This window comes from Aureimonas sp. D3 (assembly GCF_001463805.1).
Lineage (GTDB): Bacteria > Pseudomonadota > Alphaproteobacteria > Rhizobiales > Rhizobiaceae > Aureimonas > Aureimonas ureilytica_A.
In genome coordinates this window covers 1-19,671 of the sequence record NZ_BBWM01000041.1, presented here as the reverse complement: position 1 = coordinate 19,671, position 19,671 = coordinate 1, and the positions used below count along the sequence as shown (strand labels likewise).

Annotated in this window: 25 protein-coding genes; 6 read left to right on the top strand and 19 right to left on the bottom strand. The window is 61.4% G+C overall.

Annotation, left to right across the window (positions count from 1 at the left end; all coding sequences use genetic code 11):
- Window positions 1-320, top strand: a 320-nt coding sequence (locus tag AUL36_RS12545; protein WP_062221233.1) for a helix-turn-helix domain-containing protein, incomplete at its 5' end; no start/stop codon positions are given.
- Window positions 321-523: 203 nt separating this feature from the next.
- Here the strand turns inward: AUL36_RS12545 and AUL36_RS12540 are convergent.
- From AUL36_RS12540 to AUL36_RS12515, 7 genes are all read right to left on the bottom strand, one after another.
- On the bottom strand, window positions 524-712 hold the full coding sequence (locus AUL36_RS12540) for a hypothetical protein (protein WP_062221230.1): 189 nt from the start codon (window positions 710-712) through the stop codon (window positions 524-526).
- A gap of 84 nt (window positions 713-796) precedes the next feature.
- A complete protein-coding gene (locus AUL36_RS12535) occupies window positions 797-1,507 on the bottom strand; it encodes an IS6 family transposase (protein WP_062221227.1) in 711 nt (236 codons plus the stop codon).
- 90 nt (window positions 1,508-1,597) lie between these two features.
- Window positions 1,598-2,791: an MFS transporter gene (locus AUL36_RS12530; protein ID WP_062221224.1), complete on the bottom strand. Its 1,194-nt coding sequence runs from the start codon at window positions 2,789-2,791 to the stop codon at window positions 1,598-1,600.
- Entirely contained in the window at window positions 2,788-3,552 is a 765-nt protein-coding gene (locus AUL36_RS12525) for a hypothetical protein (protein ID WP_062221221.1), read from the bottom strand. The genes AUL36_RS12530 and AUL36_RS12525 overlap by 4 nt, the downstream gene beginning before the upstream one ends.
- A 336-nt stretch (window positions 3,553-3,888) precedes the next feature.
- Window positions 3,889-4,371 carry a MarR family winged helix-turn-helix transcriptional regulator gene (locus tag AUL36_RS23290; protein WP_192843831.1) on the bottom strand — a complete coding sequence of 161 codons (483 nt, stop codon included), beginning with the start codon at window positions 4,369-4,371 and terminating at the stop codon, window positions 3,889-3,891.
- A gap of 180 nt (window positions 4,372-4,551) precedes the next feature.
- Entirely contained in the window at window positions 4,552-4,638 is an 87-nt protein-coding gene (locus AUL36_RS25005) for an SEC-C metal-binding domain-containing protein (RefSeq protein WP_374700773.1), read from the bottom strand.
- 534 nt (window positions 4,639-5,172) lie between these two features.
- Entirely contained in the window at window positions 5,173-5,883 is a 711-nt protein-coding gene (locus tag AUL36_RS12515; RefSeq protein WP_062221215.1) for an IS6 family transposase, read from the bottom strand.
- On the opposite strand from AUL36_RS12515, the gene AUL36_RS23280 reads away from it, so the two are divergent.
- Both AUL36_RS23280 and AUL36_RS23805 read left to right on the top strand, forming a co-directional pair.
- Entirely contained in the window at window positions 5,840-6,157 is a 318-nt protein-coding gene (locus AUL36_RS23280) for a helix-turn-helix domain-containing protein (RefSeq protein ID WP_306302831.1), read from the top strand. The genes AUL36_RS12515 and AUL36_RS23280 overlap by 44 nt on opposite strands.
- A 150-nt stretch (window positions 6,158-6,307) precedes the next feature.
- Window positions 6,308-6,583, top strand: a complete 276-nt coding sequence (locus tag AUL36_RS23805) for a hypothetical protein (RefSeq protein ID WP_156418368.1) — start codon at window positions 6,308-6,310, stop codon at window positions 6,581-6,583.
- A gap of 290 nt (window positions 6,584-6,873) precedes the next feature.
- Here AUL36_RS23805 and AUL36_RS12505 read toward each other — a convergent pair whose 3' ends face one another.
- Entirely contained in the window at window positions 6,874-7,752 is an 879-nt protein-coding gene (locus AUL36_RS12505; RefSeq protein ID WP_244497117.1) for a LysR family transcriptional regulator, read from the bottom strand.
- 54 nt (window positions 7,753-7,806) lie between these two features.
- On the opposite strand from AUL36_RS12505, the gene gstA reads away from it, so the two are divergent.
- A complete protein-coding gene (gstA, locus tag AUL36_RS12500; RefSeq protein WP_062221206.1) occupies window positions 7,807-8,454 on the top strand; it encodes a glutathione transferase GstA in 648 nt (215 codons plus the stop codon).
- Between the two features lie 352 nt (window positions 8,455-8,806).
- On the opposite strand, the gene AUL36_RS12495 is transcribed toward gstA, so the two are convergent.
- The 3 genes from AUL36_RS12495 to AUL36_RS12485 all read right to left on the bottom strand — a co-directional run bounded on the left by AUL36_RS12495 (window position 8,807) and on the right by AUL36_RS12485 (window position 11,854).
- Window positions 8,807-10,375 carry an ABC-F family ATP-binding cassette domain-containing protein gene (locus AUL36_RS12495; protein ID WP_062221203.1) on the bottom strand — a complete coding sequence of 523 codons (1,569 nt, stop codon included), beginning with the start codon at window positions 10,373-10,375 and terminating at the stop codon, window positions 8,807-8,809.
- 364 nt (window positions 10,376-10,739) lie between these two features.
- Window positions 10,740-11,423: a glutathione S-transferase family protein gene (locus AUL36_RS12490; protein WP_062221200.1), complete on the bottom strand. Its 684-nt coding sequence runs from the start codon at window positions 11,421-11,423 to the stop codon at window positions 10,740-10,742.
- A gap of 23 nt (window positions 11,424-11,446) precedes the next feature.
- The gene (locus AUL36_RS12485; RefSeq protein WP_062221195.1) at window positions 11,447-11,854 is read right to left on the bottom strand and encodes a DoxX family protein; all 408 of its coding nucleotides are present in this window, start codon (window positions 11,852-11,854) and stop codon (window positions 11,447-11,449) included.
- Window positions 11,855-11,933: 79 nt separating this feature from the next.
- Between AUL36_RS12485 and AUL36_RS12480 the strand changes: the two genes are divergently transcribed.
- Entirely contained in the window at window positions 11,934-12,401 is a 468-nt protein-coding gene (locus AUL36_RS12480; RefSeq protein WP_062221194.1) for a MarR family winged helix-turn-helix transcriptional regulator, read from the top strand.
- A 182-nt stretch (window positions 12,402-12,583) separates the two neighbouring features.
- Here the strand turns inward: AUL36_RS12480 and AUL36_RS12475 are convergent, their stop codons facing one another.
- On the bottom strand, window positions 12,584-14,014 hold the full coding sequence (locus AUL36_RS12475; RefSeq protein WP_082655805.1) for an IS1182 family transposase: 1,431 nt from the start codon (window positions 14,012-14,014) through the stop codon (window positions 12,584-12,586).
- A gap of 128 nt (window positions 14,015-14,142) precedes the next feature.
- Entirely contained in the window at window positions 14,143-15,108 is a 966-nt protein-coding gene (ftrA, locus tag AUL36_RS12470) for a transcriptional regulator FtrA (protein WP_062221242.1), read from the bottom strand.
- Between the two features lie 114 nt (window positions 15,109-15,222).
- On the opposite strand from ftrA, the gene AUL36_RS23275 reads away from it, so the two are divergent.
- Entirely contained in the window at window positions 15,223-15,534 is a 312-nt protein-coding gene (locus AUL36_RS23275) for a DUF1272 domain-containing protein (protein ID WP_082655804.1), read from the top strand.
- Between the two features lie 82 nt (window positions 15,535-15,616).
- Here AUL36_RS23275 and AUL36_RS12465 read toward each other — a convergent pair whose 3' ends face one another.
- The 6 genes from AUL36_RS12465 to AUL36_RS12440 all read right to left on the bottom strand — a co-directional run.
- Window positions 15,617-16,225 carry a gamma carbonic anhydrase family protein gene (locus AUL36_RS12465; protein ID WP_062221190.1) on the bottom strand — a complete coding sequence of 203 codons (609 nt, stop codon included), beginning with the start codon at window positions 16,223-16,225 and terminating at the stop codon, window positions 15,617-15,619.
- A 2-nt stretch (window positions 16,226-16,227) separates the two neighbouring features.
- Complete coding sequence (locus AUL36_RS12460) at window positions 16,228-16,740, bottom strand: MarR family winged helix-turn-helix transcriptional regulator (RefSeq protein ID WP_062221188.1); 513 nt, start codon at window positions 16,738-16,740, stop codon at window positions 16,228-16,230.
- A 349-nt stretch (window positions 16,741-17,089) separates the two neighbouring features.
- Window positions 17,090-17,638: a YbhB/YbcL family Raf kinase inhibitor-like protein gene (locus AUL36_RS12455; RefSeq protein ID WP_062221184.1), complete on the bottom strand. Its 549-nt coding sequence runs from the start codon at window positions 17,636-17,638 to the stop codon at window positions 17,090-17,092.
- 101 nt (window positions 17,639-17,739) lie between these two features.
- On the bottom strand, window positions 17,740-18,546 hold the full coding sequence (locus AUL36_RS12450) for a helix-turn-helix transcriptional regulator (protein ID WP_082655803.1): 807 nt from the start codon (window positions 18,544-18,546) through the stop codon (window positions 17,740-17,742).
- A 299-nt stretch (window positions 18,547-18,845) separates the two neighbouring features.
- Window positions 18,846-19,289, bottom strand: a complete 444-nt coding sequence (locus tag AUL36_RS12445) for a GNAT family N-acetyltransferase (RefSeq protein ID WP_244497116.1) — start codon at window positions 19,287-19,289, stop codon at window positions 18,846-18,848.
- Window positions 19,286-19,671 (bottom strand): rhodanese-like domain-containing protein (locus AUL36_RS12440; protein WP_062221182.1); only part of this gene is annotated, 386 nt, incomplete at its 5' end. The genes AUL36_RS12440 and AUL36_RS12445, both read right to left, overlap by 4 nt.

Below are 19,671 nucleotides of genomic sequence, written 5' to 3'. Positions count from 1 at the left end.
GGATGCGGGCCGATCTCGGTGCATCCTGGATGCTGACGCGCATGGCGTCCGAGTGCCATATGAGCCTACGCACGTTCGTACGGCGCTTCACCGAGGCGACAGGTTCGCCGCCGGGCGAATGGCTCATTGCCGAGCGGGTGGAGCAGGCCAAACGCCTGCTCGTTGAACGCAGGCACAGCATCGATGAGATCGCAGCCGCCGTCGGCATGGGGTCTGCCGATACGCTGCGGCATCATTTCCGGCGGCGCTCGGGCGTGAGCCCGCAATCCTACCGGGACCAGTTCAGCGCACCGCAGCCTGCCAAGGTGCTGGATCAATGACCGCATTCAGAGCATCGCTTACGGCGCGTGAAGGACTGACAAGGGTCGGAAGCGGATGGACCGCTTCCGAGCGTCCGCTTCCATGTTGTCGAACGGCTCGGTTGGGTGGAAAGCTTCCGGTCCGCTTCGGAGGCGTTGGGCTCAAGAACCGGACGTAGTCCTCGCTGGCATGCCGATGCGTCGCCGACTTTCGCCCGATACAATCACGGAAGAAGGCTGCTGCCTCGGTAGGCCGCAATGACATCGTCGTAGGCCGCGATCTCGTTGCGCCCGTGCGCAATCATCTGAGCACCTGAGACCGCCGCGAAGATCGCCCTGGCGCGTGGCCGCAGACGATCCGCGTCCTCGGCTTCCCCGGATGCCAGTACGCCGACAAGCCAGTTCTCGTTCATCTCCCCCCACCGGACCACCTCGGCCCGGACGGGGTCTGTTGCGAATAGCAGAATGGGACGCGTTGATCCCGTTCTGTTCCACTTTCAGGCGATGAAGACCTGAAACAGCCTTCCGATATATCGAGCCTCCGATCCGCCAGCGAGACTGTCGACCATTGAACGAAACTGCCCTTTGCGGAACATCCGCATCACCTCGAACCCGCGAATGGCATTGTGAGCCGTCTTCCGCGACTTGAACCCTCGCACCGGTCGGATCCGCTGCTTGAGCTTCCCGTGGTCGGACTCCAGCCTGTTATTGAGGAATTTCACCTGCCGATGCTGGCAGGTCGGAGGAAGGCGACCTTCTTTGCGCAGCGAGGCGATCGCATCGTTGTAGGCCCGGTTCTTGTCGGTCGAGATGACTGAGGGCCGATGGTGCGGCGAACGGTTCAAAGCCTTGCTCAGGAACTGCTTCGCCGCTTTCGTCGTGCGGGTTTGCGAATGATAGAAGTCGAGCGTCTCGCCACCATCGCCGATCGCCCGGTACAGATACATCCATTCACCTCGGACCTTCACGTAAGTCTCGTCGACGTACCATGTCTTGGTCTGCAGGGGTTTACACCACCGGACGCGTCGGTCGAGCTCGGGCGCGTAGTGCTGGACCCAGCGATAGATTGTCGTGTGATCCACCGACAGATGACGCTCAGCCATCATCTCCTCAAGGTCACGGTAGCTCAGCGCGTAACGACAGTACCAGCGCATACAGAGCAGGATGATGTCGGGTGCGAAGTGCCGGCCTTTGAACGCCAAACTCATGCCTCACGCCCCCGACTGTAGCCGCCTTCAGCCCGGAGGCTCGCATCCTCAATCGCTATTCGCAACAGACCCGATTAAAGCGATCCAAATTCAGTCTTGCGCGGAGGTGATTGGAGGTCGTGGGGAAGCGCAAAGCACCAAACCGTAGATCGACACTAGGCATATGATGATTACTATCGCTCCATGCCCTTCTAGCAGGTTCAGCACTGAGCCTGACACAATCGGGCCTAGGACACCACCTAGCGTATAGCTCGATGCAATGAGAGCCATGCCCGTACCCGCCATTGCCGGTCGAAGCGTCGAGCCTGCCTCAATTACAGCCAGCGTGTTGAGACCGCCGACGCAGCCACCCCAAACAAACAGGATGCACCCCAGATGCCAAGGCGACCCGATCGACAAAACGATCAAGAGACCACCCACAATGATCGTTCCGACACATAGGAGTTGGGCAGACCTGAACCCCCAGCGATCCGCAATCCAGCCCAGCGGAACTTGGAGCAAGGTGCCGCCAAAACCGAACACGCTAAGCATCGTGAGCGCACTCGCTTCGGGATAGTGGAAACCAAGGAGATAAAGCGGCATCAAGGACACCATGGCGGTCTCGATGTATCCTGCTGCTAGAGCGGCGAGTAGCGCGAGCGGCATCAGCCAGAGAACGTGTGGCACGCTTGAGCGCATGTCTTCGTCTTGACCGTCTGCCTCATCGACATTCGGCCCTTGGACGAAGCATCCTACCGCGACGAGGAGCAGGATGCCGTAGATCGCTATCGCAGCAGTTTCATAGTTCTGGGTCGCCATTGTCGCCAGGGGTCCGAGTGCTAGACCGAGACCCATCAAAGTCTCATGGATGCCGATCGCACGTCCCCGCTCATTCTCTCGCGCTGCCCGTACAATCCATGTATCGCACACAACCCAGCGAATGGTCAGGCCAGCGCCCATGAGCAGGGCTGAGAGGGTTGTGACGACAAGCGAGCCGGGGATCAGAATGAAAAGTATGGCCACGATCGACAACGTTGTGCCTGCCTGCGCTGACCAACGGAGGCCGAAACGTTGGATTAGCCGAGGGACGAATGGCGCAAGAACAAGGACCGCGAACCACTGCGATGCGATGACGGCTCCGATTAGCCACGAGGGGTAACCAAGACGTGCCAGTACAAGCGCAAGGAGAGTTGGAAACCCAGCGATCTGAACGATTTGCGCCATCAGCGAGCCGGCGTTGATAAAGGCGATGCCCAAATGGTTTTCATGACGCCCACTTATTGCTTGGACTTCGAGCGTGCTCATAGTTGCATCCCCTGTTGGATCTCTGTGATGGCCGAAAGCCCGAACGGGGTGATCGTCTCGACAGACTGATGCACAAAATGGCCCGTCTTGAAGAAGTCCTTCCAAGCTGAAACGATACGCGGCGCATAGCGGATCGGCATATCATGCGCGTATTGCTGCTTTCTCTTCTCAGCGAAGGCAGGATCTTGGTGGTTGGCAAACCAGACGCTTTCGTCATTCACCAATGAAACTGGGCATTTGGACAGATTGGTGATGGACATATAATTACGGATCGTCGTCCGGGCAAAGAGTTGCCACTGCCGGGCAGCGTAAGCAAAGACCTCATCCCGTTCTGGTTCGTTTAGTTCCATCACCTCCGCCTTCTTCAAGCGCAGCGCAACGTCGCGAGTGAACATCGCGAACGCGTAGATGTCCGAGCTGAAATTGATACAGGGAACAGGCGCACCCATCATGGGATCGTAGAGTGCGTCATCCTTGTCCAGGGACCGGGGCACGAAGGCTACGGCGTCGAAATCGTCGAACTCCCTACTGACGCCGGTTACAGGGCATATGAGTTCGATCGTCTTGCTCAGCCGCCCTCCATCGGCGAGAGCATCAGGATGCATGTTGGTGATACCTTTCATCAGTCCGGCACATTGGACAAACTGATCTGAAGCTGTGGCGGTCCGGCCCAGTGCTACACGTTCGGAAATAACGAACAACCCGGCGACAGTCTCGCGTCGGTTCAGAGCAATTACGAATTGATCAAATGCGTTGACCATGGACTGTGCGTCTTCGATTTCGGCAATGAAGTATCGGCCTGAAGAGAACTCTCTCTTGCCCGGTACACAGGGGATGTCCCTACGCAGCCATTGCTTCAAGTGTTCGATGTTTGAGGGCAGGAGAGTTTTTTGCGCAGTCGCTGAGAATGGGCATGGCATTGCAAACCTCCGTCCGGCCTGTGGTGACCGCGAGCGAGATGCTCCAGCCTGAGACCCGAAATGGCTGATCTGCAAAATTGTTTGACTCAAACAAATAAAAAAGTGGCGGCGTCATAGCCCGTAGACTGATGCGGAATCCGCCTACATATGTAGCCCCCTAATGTCTTGATTGCTCGGTTATTCGATCATCAGGCTTACAAGCGGGTGGTGCTCTTCGACTGGGCAATGCGGTTCGCAGGCCTCCTCGTCACACATACGGCAGAACCGATTGCAGCTTGCGCGATCAGGAAGAAGGTTCTGGATCATCTTGTCGAGGATCGGCGCTATCGCCTTGATTTCGTCCGCGCTTATGCCGACCAAGCATTTCCTTAAAACAATAGCACGCGCTTCTAATGCTGCAGATCGAAGACGATGCCCTTCCTGCGTCAGTTCCATTACGACAACCCGTTGATCCGAACCACTTTTCCGAATAACGATACCGTCCGCTTCTAAGCGATCAATTAGTCGCGCGACCCCGCTTGGGGTGATGGCGAGAGCTTGCGCTACTGCCCCTGCCGTTAGATTGGGATTGGCACCGAGCATAATAACCGCAGCAGCGGTTTCGCCTGATGCACCTACGACTTGGTTCACGCATCTTTTGATCTCATCGCTGAGAACCAAAGACAACGCTCCAACGATGTTAGTTTCTCGATCCATCGGTCCCCATGCCGCAGGAACTGTTGACTTGTATAGAGCTATAGCCCGTTCAAAAGCCACGTATATAAGTGAAATTTGTGGTGGCTTGCAGGAACATCATCCGGCAGGCTAAATCTTGGCGTAACCGTCCGGTGAGCGGTTCGGTCAGTTGAGGCCGCAGCATTTCTTGTATTTTTTGCCCGATCCGCAGGGGCACGGGTCGTTGCGACCGACTTCGCCGAAGCTTGGCACCGGCGCGGGATCGCCAGTGGCGTTGGCGACGCGCCATGTATTGAGGGCGAGAACCCAGCGCGGGATGAGATCGGGCGCGGTGTCGTCGAAGGCGTGGATGGCTTCGCTCGACAGGGTGCCTTCGTCGCGGGCGATGGCGACGAGTTGGAGCAGCCCGGCGAGAGCGACCCGAGCCTCCTCGTCGCCGCTCGTATCGATCGCAGCCCAGCTTGAGGGCTTGAGGTCGACAGCGCGACCGAAGCCGTCGGCCCACAGTTCCCAAAGGATCGGCTCTTCTCTATTCGGCGTGTTGAGGTCAAGCGCTCCGAGCTGATGTCTCGTCCTGGCTGATGCGTGATCCCTTGCGGATCATGCTTCTCTTCGGGATCGACCCGGGTAGGCCCTCCCATGATGGGATCGGAATGAGCGAGGCAGCTCGATCTGTTGCGCGTCCTGACCGTGCCAGTGGTACGATCGGTTCAAGAGCCGTAGCGAGCTTGCCGGGTCTGTTGCGAATAGCGGAATGGGACGCAATGATCCCGTTCTGTTCTTTTCTCAGGCGATGAAGACCTGAAACAGCCTTCCGATGTACCGGGCTTCCGATCCGCCAGCCAAGCTGTCGACCATCGAGCGGAACTGGCCCTTGCGGAACATGCGCATCACCTCGAACCCTCGGATCGCGTTGTGCGCCGTCTTGCGCGACTTGAACCCTCGCACCGGGCGGATCCGCTGCTTCAGCTTCCCGTGGTCTGACTCGAGGCGATTGTTCAAGAATTTCACCTGCCGATGCTGGCAAGTTGGTGGCAGGCGTCCTTCCTTGCGCAGCGAGGCGATCGCCTCATTGTAGGCGCGGTTCTTGTCGGTCGAGATGACAGAAGGCCGATGGTGCGGCGAGCGGTTCAAAGCCTTGCTGAGAAACTGTTTGGCCGCTTTCGTCGTGCGGGTTTGCGAGAGATAGAAGTCCAGCGTCTCGCCGCCGTCGCCGATCGCGCGGTAGAGATACATCCACTCGCCCCGGACCTTCACATAGGTCTCGTCGACGTACCAGGTCTTGGTCTGTAGGGGCTTGCACCACTGGACGCGTCGGTCGAGCTCGGGCGCATAATGCTGGACCCAGCGATAGATCGTCGTGTGATCCACCGACAGATGGCGCTCGGCCATTATCTCCTCGAGGTCGCGGTAGCTCAACGCATAACGGCAGTACCAGCGCATACAGAGCAAGATGATGTCGGGCGCGAAATGCCGGCCTTTAAACGCCAAACTCATGCCTCACGCCCCCGACTGTAGCCGCCTTGAGCACCGAGGCTTGCATCCACAATGGCTATTCGCAACAGACCCGGGCAAGGTTCTAGGCCGTCCGCGCAGCCTGACGGACGCGCAGAAACATGTGGTCCGCGAGAAGCTGAGGGAGGGGGCTTCGGTGTCGAAGCTCTCGCGCGACTATGGCGTCAGCCGGCAAACCATCCAGCGAGCGCGGGACGAGGTGAGAGGACAGGATGAACCCGAAGTTGGCCTGGAAGGATCCGCTGCACATCCATAGCGGTAAAGCGCCCGCTCGATCACCGATTCAGGCGCCCGCATAATGGCTGAGTTGGGTAGAAAGCTTCCGGTCCGCTTAGTGGGTGGACTGGAAGAAAGCTGCCGTTCGTGGAGCGCCGTGAGCTTTCCCACAAGCGATCGAAATTCGGGAATGATCCAATCGCCGAAACATCGTAGATCGCGTTCCTTCAAGCGAGGTGTTATCATTCATCCATATGCGTTCAGCTTCGGATCAATCATCGGTGGTGCGATCGCGATCGTGTTCGTCGCCCTGCTCTGGCGCTGGGCGTTGATGTGCCGTGTTTTCGCCGATCCTGTCCGGAGGAACGTCGCGTCCGTTGCTGCGGCGTGGGCAACAGCGAGCACACTCGCCGGTTTCGGCATGGCAGACAGTGAATCATATGCCTGGGAGGCTTGGGGCGTTTAGCTGGTGCCAGCCATCATCGTGGGTGCACTCGCTGCCTATGGTGGACTGAAGCAGCGCATCTCTGCCGAATGATCGTCGACAAGACGCCGATCTCTGTGAACGATGTGCGCTACGACATATGCTGCGAGGGGACGCGGCACGCGCTTAAGCGAACGGCGGCTTTCCCAAAGGGATCGAATAACGGGGCGGCCCCAGCCGTCCCGAATGGCGTGATGTGGGACGAAACGGTCATTGCCTTGGGATCGGAGTGCGACATGGAAGGGGCGTTGGTTCTTCGGGATGCGGACCCGTCATTCGGCAAATGTTCGCACCAGATGATCCATGACGGCCCTGACGACGGGGGAGCGGCGCACATCTGCATGAACCGACATCCATAACGGACGTGACGGTGGGGCGGCATCCAGCCGGATCAGTTCCTTTTCGGCATCCCCAAGAATGCTGGGCAACAACGCCGCGCCTAATCCGGCGCGTGCGGCCTGCACCTGCGTCGTCACGTCGTTCGTGCGCAGAACGAAGGGGCGCCCCGTCACGAAGCCATCCAGCCACTGTTGTTGAACGATCCCGCCCAGCGACTCCTCAAAGCCGATGAACTGCCAGTCTTCCGACGCGCGCGCGGCTAACACCGGTGCACCATAAAGTCCGAAGCGTAGATGACCGACCCTTCGGACAATACGACCCGCCATGGCAGGTCGGACGAACCCGATCGCGATATCCGCTTCACCCCGTTCGAGCGACGTGACGGTCGATGTCGCGGAGAGGATCAGCCGGAGGCCGGGATGCGCGCCGAGCAGCACCGGCAGATCCGGCGCGATGATGAAGGCGGCGAGCGCCGGCAGCGCGCTCACGGTCACTTGGCCGCTCAGCCCATTCACCTGGCCCCGCAGATGGCGGACGGTTGCTTCGGCGCTCTCCTCCATCGCGGCCGCGGCGTTGACCAGAGCGCCACCCTGCTCGGTGAGCTGCGTGGAGCGCGGCAAGCGATGAAGGAGCTTTACGCCGATCGCCGCCTCTAATCTGGCGACCCGCCGGCCGACCGTCGCATGATCGACGCCGAGTTCGATGGCAGCCTTCGTCAACGAACCTGCCTTTGCTGCGGCAAGGAAGTACCGCATGTCTTGCCAGTCGAACATGGTTGCAATCCTGCACGCTTCACTCTCGAGGTTGCGCATTTTTGTCCCGCTCATCGCCTGCTAGCAACCTCATGCTCGGCAAGGAGACGACCGATGATCCTGTTCTACGCGGCTGGCGCCAGTTCGCAGGCGCCGCACATCCTGCTTCGGGAGGCCGGATTGCCGTTCGCTCTCGAACGGGTCGACCTTTCGACCCATCGCTATGCGCACGGCGATTATCGGCAGGTCAACGGCAAGGGGTATGTACCAGCGCTTCTGCTCGACGATGGCGATATGCTCACGGAATGCGCGATTATCCTGCAATGGATTGCCGATCAGGTTCCCGACCGGAATCTTCTTCCGCGAGAGGGGACAAGCGCCCGCTACCATGCGCTGGAATGGCTTCACTTCATTGCGACGGAGCTTCACAAGAACTTCATCACGCCGGAACGCCATGGCGGCGTCGCGGCAAATTTCTTGTCCAAAACCAAGTTTGGGCAGGAGCAGACCCGCATCCAGGTATCTCCCCGCCTCGCTTGGGTGGATCGGCAACTCGAGGGACGCGCCTATATGGCTGGGGAGAACGTCACCGCACCCGACGCCTACCTCTTCACCATGCTGACATGGGCGCAGAGATTAGGCATCGACCTTACGGCATGGCCGAGCCTTGCGGGCTTTTTCGAGAAAATGGCGGAACGCCCCGCCGTAGCTGAGGCGTTGACGATTGAGGGACCTCCGCACGCTCTGCTAGAGGCCGAGTGATCGGGTGTTTTGGCATAGCTCTTCCTATCTCTCGATTGGGAACAGCCAACGAGAACGTCGGCCCCGAACCGCAACGTGGGCCGGAACTGGAGCTGCTTTTCCCAGAATCTGTTCCCAAATGATTTTTCTCAAAATGGTCAAGCGACGATGGAGAAACGGGACGCTTTCCGTACGCTCAGATGACCGCTTTCGGCGAAGATCCCAAAACCCCGGAGGGTCGTTAAAGGGTCGATAGCGGATGGGCTGCATCCAAGCGTCCGCTTCCTCGGAGCCGATTGGCTCGACCGGGTGGTTTGCTGACTGACCGCTTCAAGGTGGGGTTTGGCAAAAGCTGTCTTCGATCGCCGGAACGTCAAACCTCGAAGACCCGATCGAACCCGACCCGCTCGACGAAGGATGGATCGTGGCTGACGACGAGAAGCGCACCGTCGAAGCGTTGCAAGGCGCCTTCTAGGACTTCGACCGCCTCGATGTCGAGATGGTTGGTGGGTTCGTCTAGGATGACGAGCCAGGGTGGCGCAGAGCCTGAAAGAGCCGCCGCCAAGCCTGCCCGCAGGCGCTCGCCGCCGGAGAGCGTGCCGACGAGACGGTTCGCGTCCCGGTTGCGAAAGGCGAACCGCGCGCAAAGCGCATACGCCTCCTCGTCGCCGGCATCGGGATGCAGTCGGCGAATGTTGTCCAGAATGCTCCGCTCGGGATCGAGAATCCCGACATGCTGGTCGAGCATGACGATGCGTCCCTCAGCGCGCCGCACCCTTCCGGCGACGGGCGTGAGCAGACCGGCGGCGATCCGCAGGAGGGTGGTCTTGCCGGCCCCGTTTGCTCCCCTCAGGGCGATCCGCTCCGGCCCATCAATGCGTAGGGTCCATGGGCCGAGGCGCCGATCGCCCGCCTCGGCCACGACGCCCTCCATGCCAATGACGTTCGCGCCGGACGGCATGCCGCTCGGGGGCAACGCGATCGTTAGCGGCGTCAGGACTTCCATGCGCGAACGAGCCCTGTCCGCTTCCGCCAAGGCAGCGCCCATGCGTCTATCGTTGATCGCCCGTGCCTTCCCGCCGCTGTTCTCTGCTCGCTCGGACCGCGCATCCAGAAGGATCTTCGGCTCGGACCCTCTGGCCGCAAAGGCGCGTCCCGCCTTGTCGCGTCGCTCCTTCGCCTCGCGCTGCGCCTGCGCGGCCTGCCGCACCGCGCGAACGCCCGCATTGGCACGCTCCAGCTCGGCGCTGGCGCGGCGTCGATCCTCGTCACGGGCGGCGACGAAGGCTGACCAGCCCCCGCCGAAAGAGCGGGCTCCGATCGCTGTCAGCTCCAGAATACGGTCGACGTCTTCCAGAAGCTCCCGATCGTGACTGGCGACCAGGACGCCCCCGCGCCAATCCCGCACCAGGGATCGAATTGCAGCGCGACCGGCGGCGTCGAGATTGTTCGTCGGCTCGTCCAAAAGCAGAAGATCCGGCGCTTCGATGACGAGGCGGGCCATGCCGACACGCGTCCGCTCGCCGCCCGACAGGGTGTGGAGGCGCCGATCCAGCGGCAGTTCGGGAAGTCCGACTTGGGCGAGGGCGTTGCCGATACGGCTTTCCAGGCTCCAGTCGGCAGCATCGAGATCGCCAGCCGTGCTGTCCCCCGCCAGAATGCGTTCCAGTATCCCCAGACCATTCGAAACGCCGAGCGCTTCGGTGAGTGTCCACCCTCCCGGCATGTCCTGCTGGAGAGCACCGATTCTACCCGTTCGCCGAACAGTGCCGGACGACGGATCGATGGAACCTGCAACCATGCGGAGAAGGGTGGATTTGCCAGACCCGTTGCGTCCGACGAGCCCGACGCGTTCCGTTCCGACCGCGAAGGTCAGATTTCGGAAGAGCGGGCGGTCAGGCGTCCGGGCGGAAACGGAGTCGAGCGTGAGGAAGGCGGACATGGGCAACCATGGCAGGTGTCGAGACAAGGCGGATCGCGTTGCTCATCCTGTTGTTCACGGCTGCACTCCCTCTGCGGTTCGCCTCCAACGTATGGCCTGAATGCATTCCTTGCAACCGAGTGGCGGCTTCCGGGCATCCAAGGAAGTACTTCGGACTTCCGCAGAGGGTCGAAAGCGGATGGACCGCTTGCGGGCGTCTGCTTTCTAGGCCGCCGGAGACCGGACGGGGTGGAAAGGCGACGGTCGGCTTCGGGGCCGAGACAGGTCGATAGCAGCCCACGGCCAAGCGGAATGAAGCGCGATTAAGATTTTGGGTTGCATCGACTAGGAGCGCGCATCTTGATGAGACGCCGCTCGGTTGAGTTCACATCCGGCGCTTCAAGAGCCAAGCGTCGTGGTCTTGTAGGAATGCCCGCAGTCGATCCGCGTAGTCTGGCGCTACGGCTCGCCGAACACTCGGCCGCACCGCCAAGGCGGCTCTCCACCGCATGACGTTCGCGAACGCGTCGAGGAGGCCTGTCCGCGTGATCGTGTCGAAGACATCGAAGTAGCGGAAAATCGGTGCGTAAGTCGCATCGACCAGGCTGAAACGCTCGCCCGTGAAGTACGGACCGTCGCCCAACTCGGCCTCGACACGCGCGAATTTCATGGCCAGGGCGCGGCCCTTGGCTTCGAAGCTTTCCGCGTCCTTTGCCGTCTCGAAGCCCCAGAGGTCGGACAGGATCGACGAGCCGAACTCAATCCAGCCGCGATGCTGCGCCCTTGTCAGTGGATCGATGGGGTGAAGGGGGACGTCCGGCAGCGTGTCTTCGAGATATTCGCAGATCACCGCGCTCTCGAAGAGTACCGCCTGTGTCCCATCCTCGCGCTTGATCAGAAGCAGCGGAACCTTACCGAGCGGTGAGATCGCCAGGAACCAGTCGGGCTTGGCGGCAAGGTCGATGGTGCGACGCTCGAAAGGGATGCCCTTCTCTGCAAGCGTGATGGCCGCCCGCTGCACGTAGGGGCAGAGATGATGGCTGACGAGCGTGAGCTTCGCGTGAGTCATGACAATCCTTGCTTCGGAGGTTTTTAGAGGGCGCGGGAAGGTCGTAGCGCGTAGCGACCATCGCCGAGGAGAAACTGGGCAACCGACAGCACGAGCAGATAGGCGGGATACTCCCAGCCGCCTCCGGGCGCCGTGAACACCCAACCGTTGGCCGCGTGAGCCCAGATGATGGCGCCAAGGAGTGCCGGGGTCAGGGCAAGCGCGACCCAGCGGGCCTGGATGCCGAGGACGAGCATCGCTCCGCCGATGGCCTCGGCCGCAAATGTTGCGTAGGCGAGCCAGCCGGGCAGGCCTATCGAGACGAAGTAGGCGGCCGTTCCCGGCAGACCGAATGTGAAGAACTTCAGGATGACGCTGTGGGCGAGATACATTGCGCCCAGAGTGATGCGCAGAAGCGCGACGGCGGACGAGGCAAAGCGTTCCTGCACCATGGCATGGAGTCTCCATCTAAATGCAGATGCATCTATATTGTTGCTTGCATTCCGCGTCAATCTGGATGCAGATGCATCTATGACCTCGGAAACGCAGCTCGCCGCCATCATGCCATCGGACACCACGACGACTGCTTGGGTGCGCCTGATGCGCGCGCAAAGAATTGTCCTGGCCGCGATCGAAGGGGAACTGAAGGCGGCCGGTCTGCCACCGCTCGGCTGGTACGACGTGTTGTTGGAGTTGAAGCGCACGGAGGGGGGACGACTCAGGCCCTACGAGATCGAGCAGCGGACCCTTTTGGCGCAGCACAACCTGTCGCGCCTTCTCGACCGGATGGTGGCCGCAGGCCTGGTGCGGCGGGAGGCCTTCATGGATGATGGGCGCGGCCGCTGGATCATGCTGACGGACGAAGGCCGGGCCATGCAGGGGCGGATGTGGGGGATCTACGGGCCAGCCATGCAGCGCCATGTCGGCGGCAAGCTTACCGAGGAGGAGGCAAGTCGATTGGCGGCGCTGCTATCACTCCTCTACCATGAGACCAATTGAGAAAACCTGCGTCCGCTTTCGGGGATGGGCTGCGACACCATCTGACGGCGACAACGGGTCGATAGCGGATGGACCGCTTGCGGGCGTCTGCTTCTCTGCCGCCACAGACCGGACGGGGTGGAGGCTGTGTGGAAAAGGGTCCGAGCCGAGCTTGACGGTGGGGCGGCAAAGCCGATCCGCCTTTACCCCCGCATCGCGCCGATAAGCCTTGGGGTTCCGAGCACGGCGATAGCCCGCTTCATGTTGTAGGCGAGGACGTGGAGGCTCATCTCCGTTCCCACGTTCGGCAGCCTTCGTGTCTTGAAGTGGCTACGCCCCATCCAGTCCTTGATCGTCCCGAACACGTGCTCGACGGTTCGCCGACGGATGCGCATGGCATCAGGCATGCGGTCGAGACGAGCCTGCATGGCTTCCACCACATGCTCGTGCTCCCACCGCGTCACGCGCCGTTCGTTGCCGGTGGTGCAATCCGGCTTCAACACGCATGATCGGCAGTTGCGCGACCAGTAGCGGTTCAGGACAAGGCCGTTCTCGATGGTCGTCGTGCGCTTGGGCAAGGTCTCGCCGGCGGGGCACCGATAGGTGTCGCTGGCCGCATCGTAGAGGAAGTCCGGCTTGCCGAACCGCCCCTCGGCCTTGGCGCCCGAGGTCAGGGGCCTCGGGCAGATGGGCGTGATGCCTGCCTCTTCGCAGGCCAGGATCTCGGCCCCGGAGAAGGTGCCCCGATCGGCCAGGACCGTCAGATGTTCGGCACCGGTCGCGTCCTTCGCCCGCTGGCCCATGTTGGCGAGCTGGGTCCGGTCATGGCCGAGATTGGTGACCTCGTGCGCCACGACGATGTGGCTCTCGGCATCGACGGCGACCTGAACGTTGTATCCGACGAGGCCCGTGCCCTTGCCGTGCGTGGCCATGGCCCGCGCATCCGGATCGGTCAGCGAGATCTGACGGTCGGGCGCCGTCTCGACGGCTGTTGCCATAGCGTGGAGTTCGCGCATCTGCCGATGGAGCGCCTCGATCCGCTCGTTCAGGCGCGTCGATCGCATTTCGGCGACGTCCGCCTCCTGCCGATCTGCCGTGTCGAGCTTGGCGAGGTAGCGCTCAATGCTCGCCTCGACCTGCGCCAAGCGAAGACGGATGGCACCTGGCGTATAGGTCTTATCCCTCGTGTTCACGGCCTTGAACCGGCTGCCGTCCACCGCCACCGTGCCGCCGCCGATCAGCCCAACTTCCCGGCACAGGACGACGAACTGCTTGCACGTGGCGCGGACCGCTTCGCCGTTGTCGCGTCGGAAGTCGGCGATCGTCTTGAAGTAGGGAGCGAGCTTGCCCGTCAGCCACATGACCTCGACGTTGCGGCCCGCCTCGCGCTCCAGGCGCCGGCTGGACTGCACCTGGTTCATGGTGCCGTAGAGGTAGAGCTTCAGGAGCGTCGCCGGATGGTAGCCGGGCCGACCCGTCGCGGCCGCGCCCTCGAAGCCGAGCGAGGCGAGGTCCAGCTCATCGACGAAGACGTCGACCACCCGGACCGGGTTCTCCGCGCCGACGTAGTCATCGACGCAATCCGCCAGAAGAAGGGCTTGATGCCTCTCGCAGCCTTCGATGAAACGGCCCATCCCCACCCCTCCAGCGATACCAAAAAGGTAGTACAAGACGGCGTTTCCACACAGCCTCGGTGGTTTGCTGACTGTCCGGTGTTGGGAGCCAATGGTCGATGAGAAGACATTTCTCTTTGGCGAGGTTGTCAGGTGCGCACCTTGGCGTCGAACCGGGCGCGGTATGACGTTGGGGACAGCCCGACCGTTTTGCGAAAGTGTTTGCGCAGATTGACTGCCTCGCGGAAGCCAGACGCTCTGGCGACCGCTTCGACCGATAGGTTCGTGTCCTCAAGGAGTTCACATGCGTGCCGGACGCGTTCGGCAACCAGCCAAGCACCGGGTGCCATACCCGTCGCAGCTCGGAGGTGTCGATGGAGGCCAGTAACGCTGATGCCTGCTTCCTCTGCCATCCGTTCGATCGTCCAGATCTCGGACAGCCGCGGCCTGACGCCATCCAGAAAAGCGGCGAGCCGTGCGCCCGCCTTCACCGGCACAGGCCGTTCGATGAACTGCGCTTGGCCTCCTTCTCGGTGAGCAGACAGGACAAGGCGACGCGCAACCTGGTTGGCGGCCTTCGCGCCAAAGTCGCAGCGCACCAGATGGAGGCAAAGGTCGAGCCCAGCCGCGCTACCGGCAGAGGTTAGAACTGATCCCTCGTCGACGTAGAGGACATCCGTCACGACCTGCGTATCCGGCCAGAGAGCAGCCAAGCGCTCAAGGTGGAACCAATGCGTGGTGGCCCGGCGTCCGTGTAGAACCCCGGTTGCCCCGAGGACGAATGCGCCCGCACAGATGCCGACAAGCCTAGCGCCTCGATCCCGGGCTGATTTGAGAGCTTCCACCAACGATGGAGGCACCTGATCTAAAGGGTTTCGCCAGCCCGGAGCGATGATTGTCGTTGCGGTTGCCAGCAGTTCCAGCCCGCCATCGGCTTCTATGCGAACGCCGCCCAAACCGCGTAGCGGCCCGTCCTCAACGGCCACTGTCACGCAACGATACCAGTTCGGCCCCATCTCTGGGCGGGACTGGCCAAACACCTCAACCGCGCAGCCGAATTCGAAGGTGCAGAGGCCGTCATAGGCAAGAATGGCAACGAGCGGCGGGTTTGGCATGATCGGATCGATAATGGTCGATCCTACCACTGGCAACCCTTGGATCTAGCTTGGACAATGCTGCGACGGATCAGGGACGTTCAATGCGATCCCCGCTGGCTGCACGGAGAGAAAATGGCACTCGATCTCAGACCCAACTGCGAGTTTTGCGACATCGATCTTCCGCCCCATTCCATGGCAGCTCGGATCTGCACCTATGAATGCACATTCTGTTGCGAGTGCGTTGAAACACGCCTGCACAACGTCTGCCCGAATTGCGGCGGTGGCTTTGCGCCAAGGCCCATCCGACCAGCACAAGAATGGCGAGCTGGACTGTCCCTTGCGCATAGGCCACCCTCCATACAGCGGCACACTCTCAATTACGACCTTGCGGACATTGCGGCGCTATCGGAGCGCGTTCGGCACATCCCACCCGAACAGCGCTAGAGCGGATGAACATCGGCTTTCTGGGTTTCCCGGACGCATCAAAACAGTCCGAGAAGGGTCGAAAGATGAGCTATGCGTCGAACTAGGTGTTGGGTTCGATCGCGGTATGCGCGTGAGCGCGCAGGTTCTCAGAAAGTCGCGTTGTCACCTGGCGCATCAAATCAGGAGAGGTTCGCTCGACCCCGTAGACAAAACCCGGAAAGTCGAGCGGCTTCTGAACAGCCCAAATTTCCTCATGTCGATCTGGGGAGAAATTTTGCGCGGGATCTCCCACCGCGATCCACCCGATCGGAACAGTCGCACCCGCTGGCAGATGACTTCTCAAATGAACCGTTCCGGTGACCCGGATCTCTGCGCCTTTGCCGATAACCGCTCCGTGGAATATCGAGGCGCCCGTGGCGACGAAAACCTCGTCTTCAATCTGTGCGCCTACGACGTGGCTATGAGGTCCGAAGAGGCAGTGATCTCCGACTTTGCAAGGATGACGTGTCGTGGCTCGAATGACAGCGTTCTCCATTACGATGCAGCAACGCCCGATCTGGATCGCCCCTCCGCCCTCGGCGACAATACGCGCCCCATGGAGAACCCGACTACCAGCGCCGATCGTCACGTTTCCGCTCACTGTCGCGTCCGGAGCGATCCAGACGTCTGTGTCGATCAACGGCGTATACTCTCTGTAGGACGTGATCATGCCTAAACGACTCCCTGTTCGATTTCTGTGGCTTTGTTCCCGATCGGACAGACGCCCGGTCCACAGAGGTCGTGCTCGCAAAGGCGACACGTTGTCCTAGCGTGGAAACGCGAGGTCGTGGCTGCGGCGAGGATGCGGTCGAGCATCGTCTCGAACGCCTTTGTTTCGTGAGGTTCGAGAGGCATCAGAAGGGTGCCAATTGTTAAGATCCGCTCGTTCTGAAGGCGGGTCACTTCGACACGGCCAGCCTCTGTCAGCTTCAAAGGTGTGAAGCGGCCCGCCTGCTCACCGCGTTCGACAAACCCCCGGCGCTGGAGCCCGTCGAGGAGCCGCACTGCCGTTGGCTGACTGACCGCAACCACCTTGGAAAGCTCGGTAGTAGTTAGTCCGGGACGAAAATGCAGCGTCGATAGCACCGCCGCAGCTCTAGGCGACAGATCATGCAGGGCATGACCCATCCGCTCCTCGATCAGGACCCCCAGCGCACCAAGCTTGTTCGATAACAGATCATGCATAGCGTATGCATATGACAGGAAACATAGCGCTGTCTAGCCAGTTGCCCACGTCGGTTGTCGGATGTGATCGTTGCAGTTCAAAGGGACAGCACTTGCGGTAGGGTTCCAGGTGATCTCCCGGCGCTAATGTCCGCTTGTGGGCAGAGATCGAGAGGTGTGGAACGACGTAGAAGGGTCGATAACGGATGGGCCGCTTCCTCTCCCGCCGGAGACCGGACGGAGTGGAAACCGATGGGTCCGGTTCCCGCTCCGATTGAAGGTCAGCTGCCATTGTCCGTTTGCCCGGCCGCAACGGCATCGAGAGGGGCGTCGCTGCGGCTGCATACCTTCAAGACCGTACCCGATCCACTTAGCGGTTGTAGACTGCAGTGATATGCGCCTTGGCGAGCGTGTTCGCGCCGATCATGTAGCCCGCCAGCGCGTTGCTGGAATTTTCGGGCAAGTCTAACCGCTCGGTCGAAAGCGCGTGGACCGTGAACACATACCGGTGCACTTCGCCAGGAGGCGGGCAAGCTCCACCGAAGCCCTTTGCTCCATAATCGTTGGTCAGTTCCTGCGCGGCTTTCGGCATGATCTCCTGGCCGCTGGCGCCTTCCTGCAGAGATACGATGGAAGCGGGGATGTTCACCACGTTCCAATGCCACCAGCCGGAGCCCGTCGGCGCATCTGGATCGTAGGCGGTGACGGCGAAGCTCTTGGTGCCCGCCGGCGCGCCCGACCAGGCGAGCTGCGGCGATCGGTTGCCGCCCTCGCATCCAAAACCCTTGAAGACGAGAGAGAGGGAGAGTTGCTGTCCCTCGGACAAGGATGTGCTGGTGAGCTTGAAATCCTGAGCGCTGGCGGCGTTCGTCAAGGCGACAGCGAAAGCCAGCGCCGTGAAGGGGATCGTGCGAAACATGGGAGCCTCGTCGCTTGGTGAAGCCAGTTGATGCTCCTCAGACTTAGCCGCGCCGGATGGAAGATGCCGTCGCCTGCCGCTCAGAAACTATCGGGAAACGATCAATCTGCCGCCGAGCGGATTTGCCGGGGCGTGATGCCGAACCGGGCGCGAAACGCGTCCGAGAAATGCGATGGTGTCTTGAACCCGCATTCCAGAGCAATTTGCGAGATCGGGTCGAGGGTCGTCTGCAGCAAGCCGAGTCCGTGCTCCAAGCGTGAATTCGACAGAATGCCGGAAAAGCCGAGACCGGATCGCGACAGCCAGCGTCGGAACGATGCTTCGCTCATGCCGAAATGCGCTGCCACTTCCAGCACCCGCCAAGAATGGGAGAGATCGGTTTGGATCAGCCGCCGGACCTTCGCGAGCGGATGATCCTCGCTCCCGACCGTCAGGCGCACACCGGCCTGTTGCAGCCAGACCAGCGGCTCCAAAAGCCGGTGCCGATAGATCGCGTCCGGCAAGCCGCCGCGGTCCTCCAAGGTGCCTTTTATCAGATCGAACACCGCGCTGGGCTGGTGCATGGTGCCCCTCAGGACCTGGACGCCAATGGGGCCGGGCGGGACCGTGTGTCGTGAAAAGACCGTACTGACAAGCTCGTGCGAAAGGCTGACCGCGTCGGCACGGTAGCTGTCGTTGACGAGGGGACGGTTCTCCATCGTCACCATGGAACCCGGCGGAAAGATCATGACGTCGCCAGCCTGTCCGACGAGTTCGCCGCTGATCGGACATACCACGCGTTTCGACCCGGTCCGGATGAAGACAAGGAGCGTTCTTTCAAGATAGAGGCCCGCAAAGGTCGCCCTGGTCGCTTGGGCAACAGGCAAGAGGGTAATGCCCGGACTTGTCCGTTCGATCGAGCCGTTCACGCTTCCACGCCTTTGCTGAATAGTCGAGCCATGTTGGTCGCAGCGCTTGCGTTGCCGGCCTTTGCTCCGCTTGGCTCGAAACCGATCCGAGTTGATGACCGCTTTCGATAAGGTTGGAAAGCCGGTTGCATCTCCGAATGGGTCGGAAGCGGATGAACCGCTTCCGAGCGTCCGCTTCCCTTGTCATTTCAGACCGGACGGGGTGGTTTCCTGCCGGTCTGCTTCGGAGAAGTTTCGCTCCCTAGCTGCCTCGCGTCGGGCCCTTGTCGGTCAAGCCCAACTGCGAGGGGAGCATTCCGTTACAGATGCACGGTGAACCGTGTCTTTGCCTCGGTCTCAGCTCCCTCCCGGCTGTAAAAGCGACTCGCATCCACATTCCACGCTGGCGTCTGCCATTCCATCCGATCGGCGCCCTCTGCTAGGGCGACAGCCCGCGCGCTGGCGAGGAGACGCGCGCCGAGGCCCTGTCCGCGAAAGGCCTCGGCGACGAAGAGACATTCGAGATGCGCGTAGCGCCGCGCATGCCAGACGGACCAGTCGAAGGTGATGGCCGCGTAGCCCTCAAGATCGCCCTCACGCTTGGCGACGAGGAAGCGGATCGGCTGACACGAGCCAAGGACGAGGGCTTCGAGCTCATCCCGCGTCAGTGTCGCCGTGCCGCGTTCGAACGCGGCATGCGCCCGGATCAGGTCGTGGAGGCGAGGCACATCCTCCTGCGTGGGCTCGTGGATGGCGCTGCTCACTCCGTCGCGTCCGTCGCCAACTCGAACCCTTCGTCGAGCCATCCCGTGATCCCGCCAGCCATGATCTTCACCGGGCGGCCGAGTTCGGCGAGTCGAAGGGCACCGCGCGCCGCGCCGTTGCAATGGGGGCCGGCGCAGTAGGTGACGAAGAGCGTCTCCGCCGGCCACTGTTCCAGCTTGGAGCGGACGATCTTGCCGTGGGGCAGGTTGATCGCGCCGGGGATATGGCCCGCAGCAAAGAGGGCGGGGCTTCGTACGTCGAGAAGCACGAAGTCGGCCCCGCGCGAGAGCGTGTCGTGGACATCCCAGCAGTCCGTCTCGAACGTGAACTCGGCGGCAAAGTGCTCGCGGGCGATCGGGCTGGGGGCGGCGGGAACGGCGG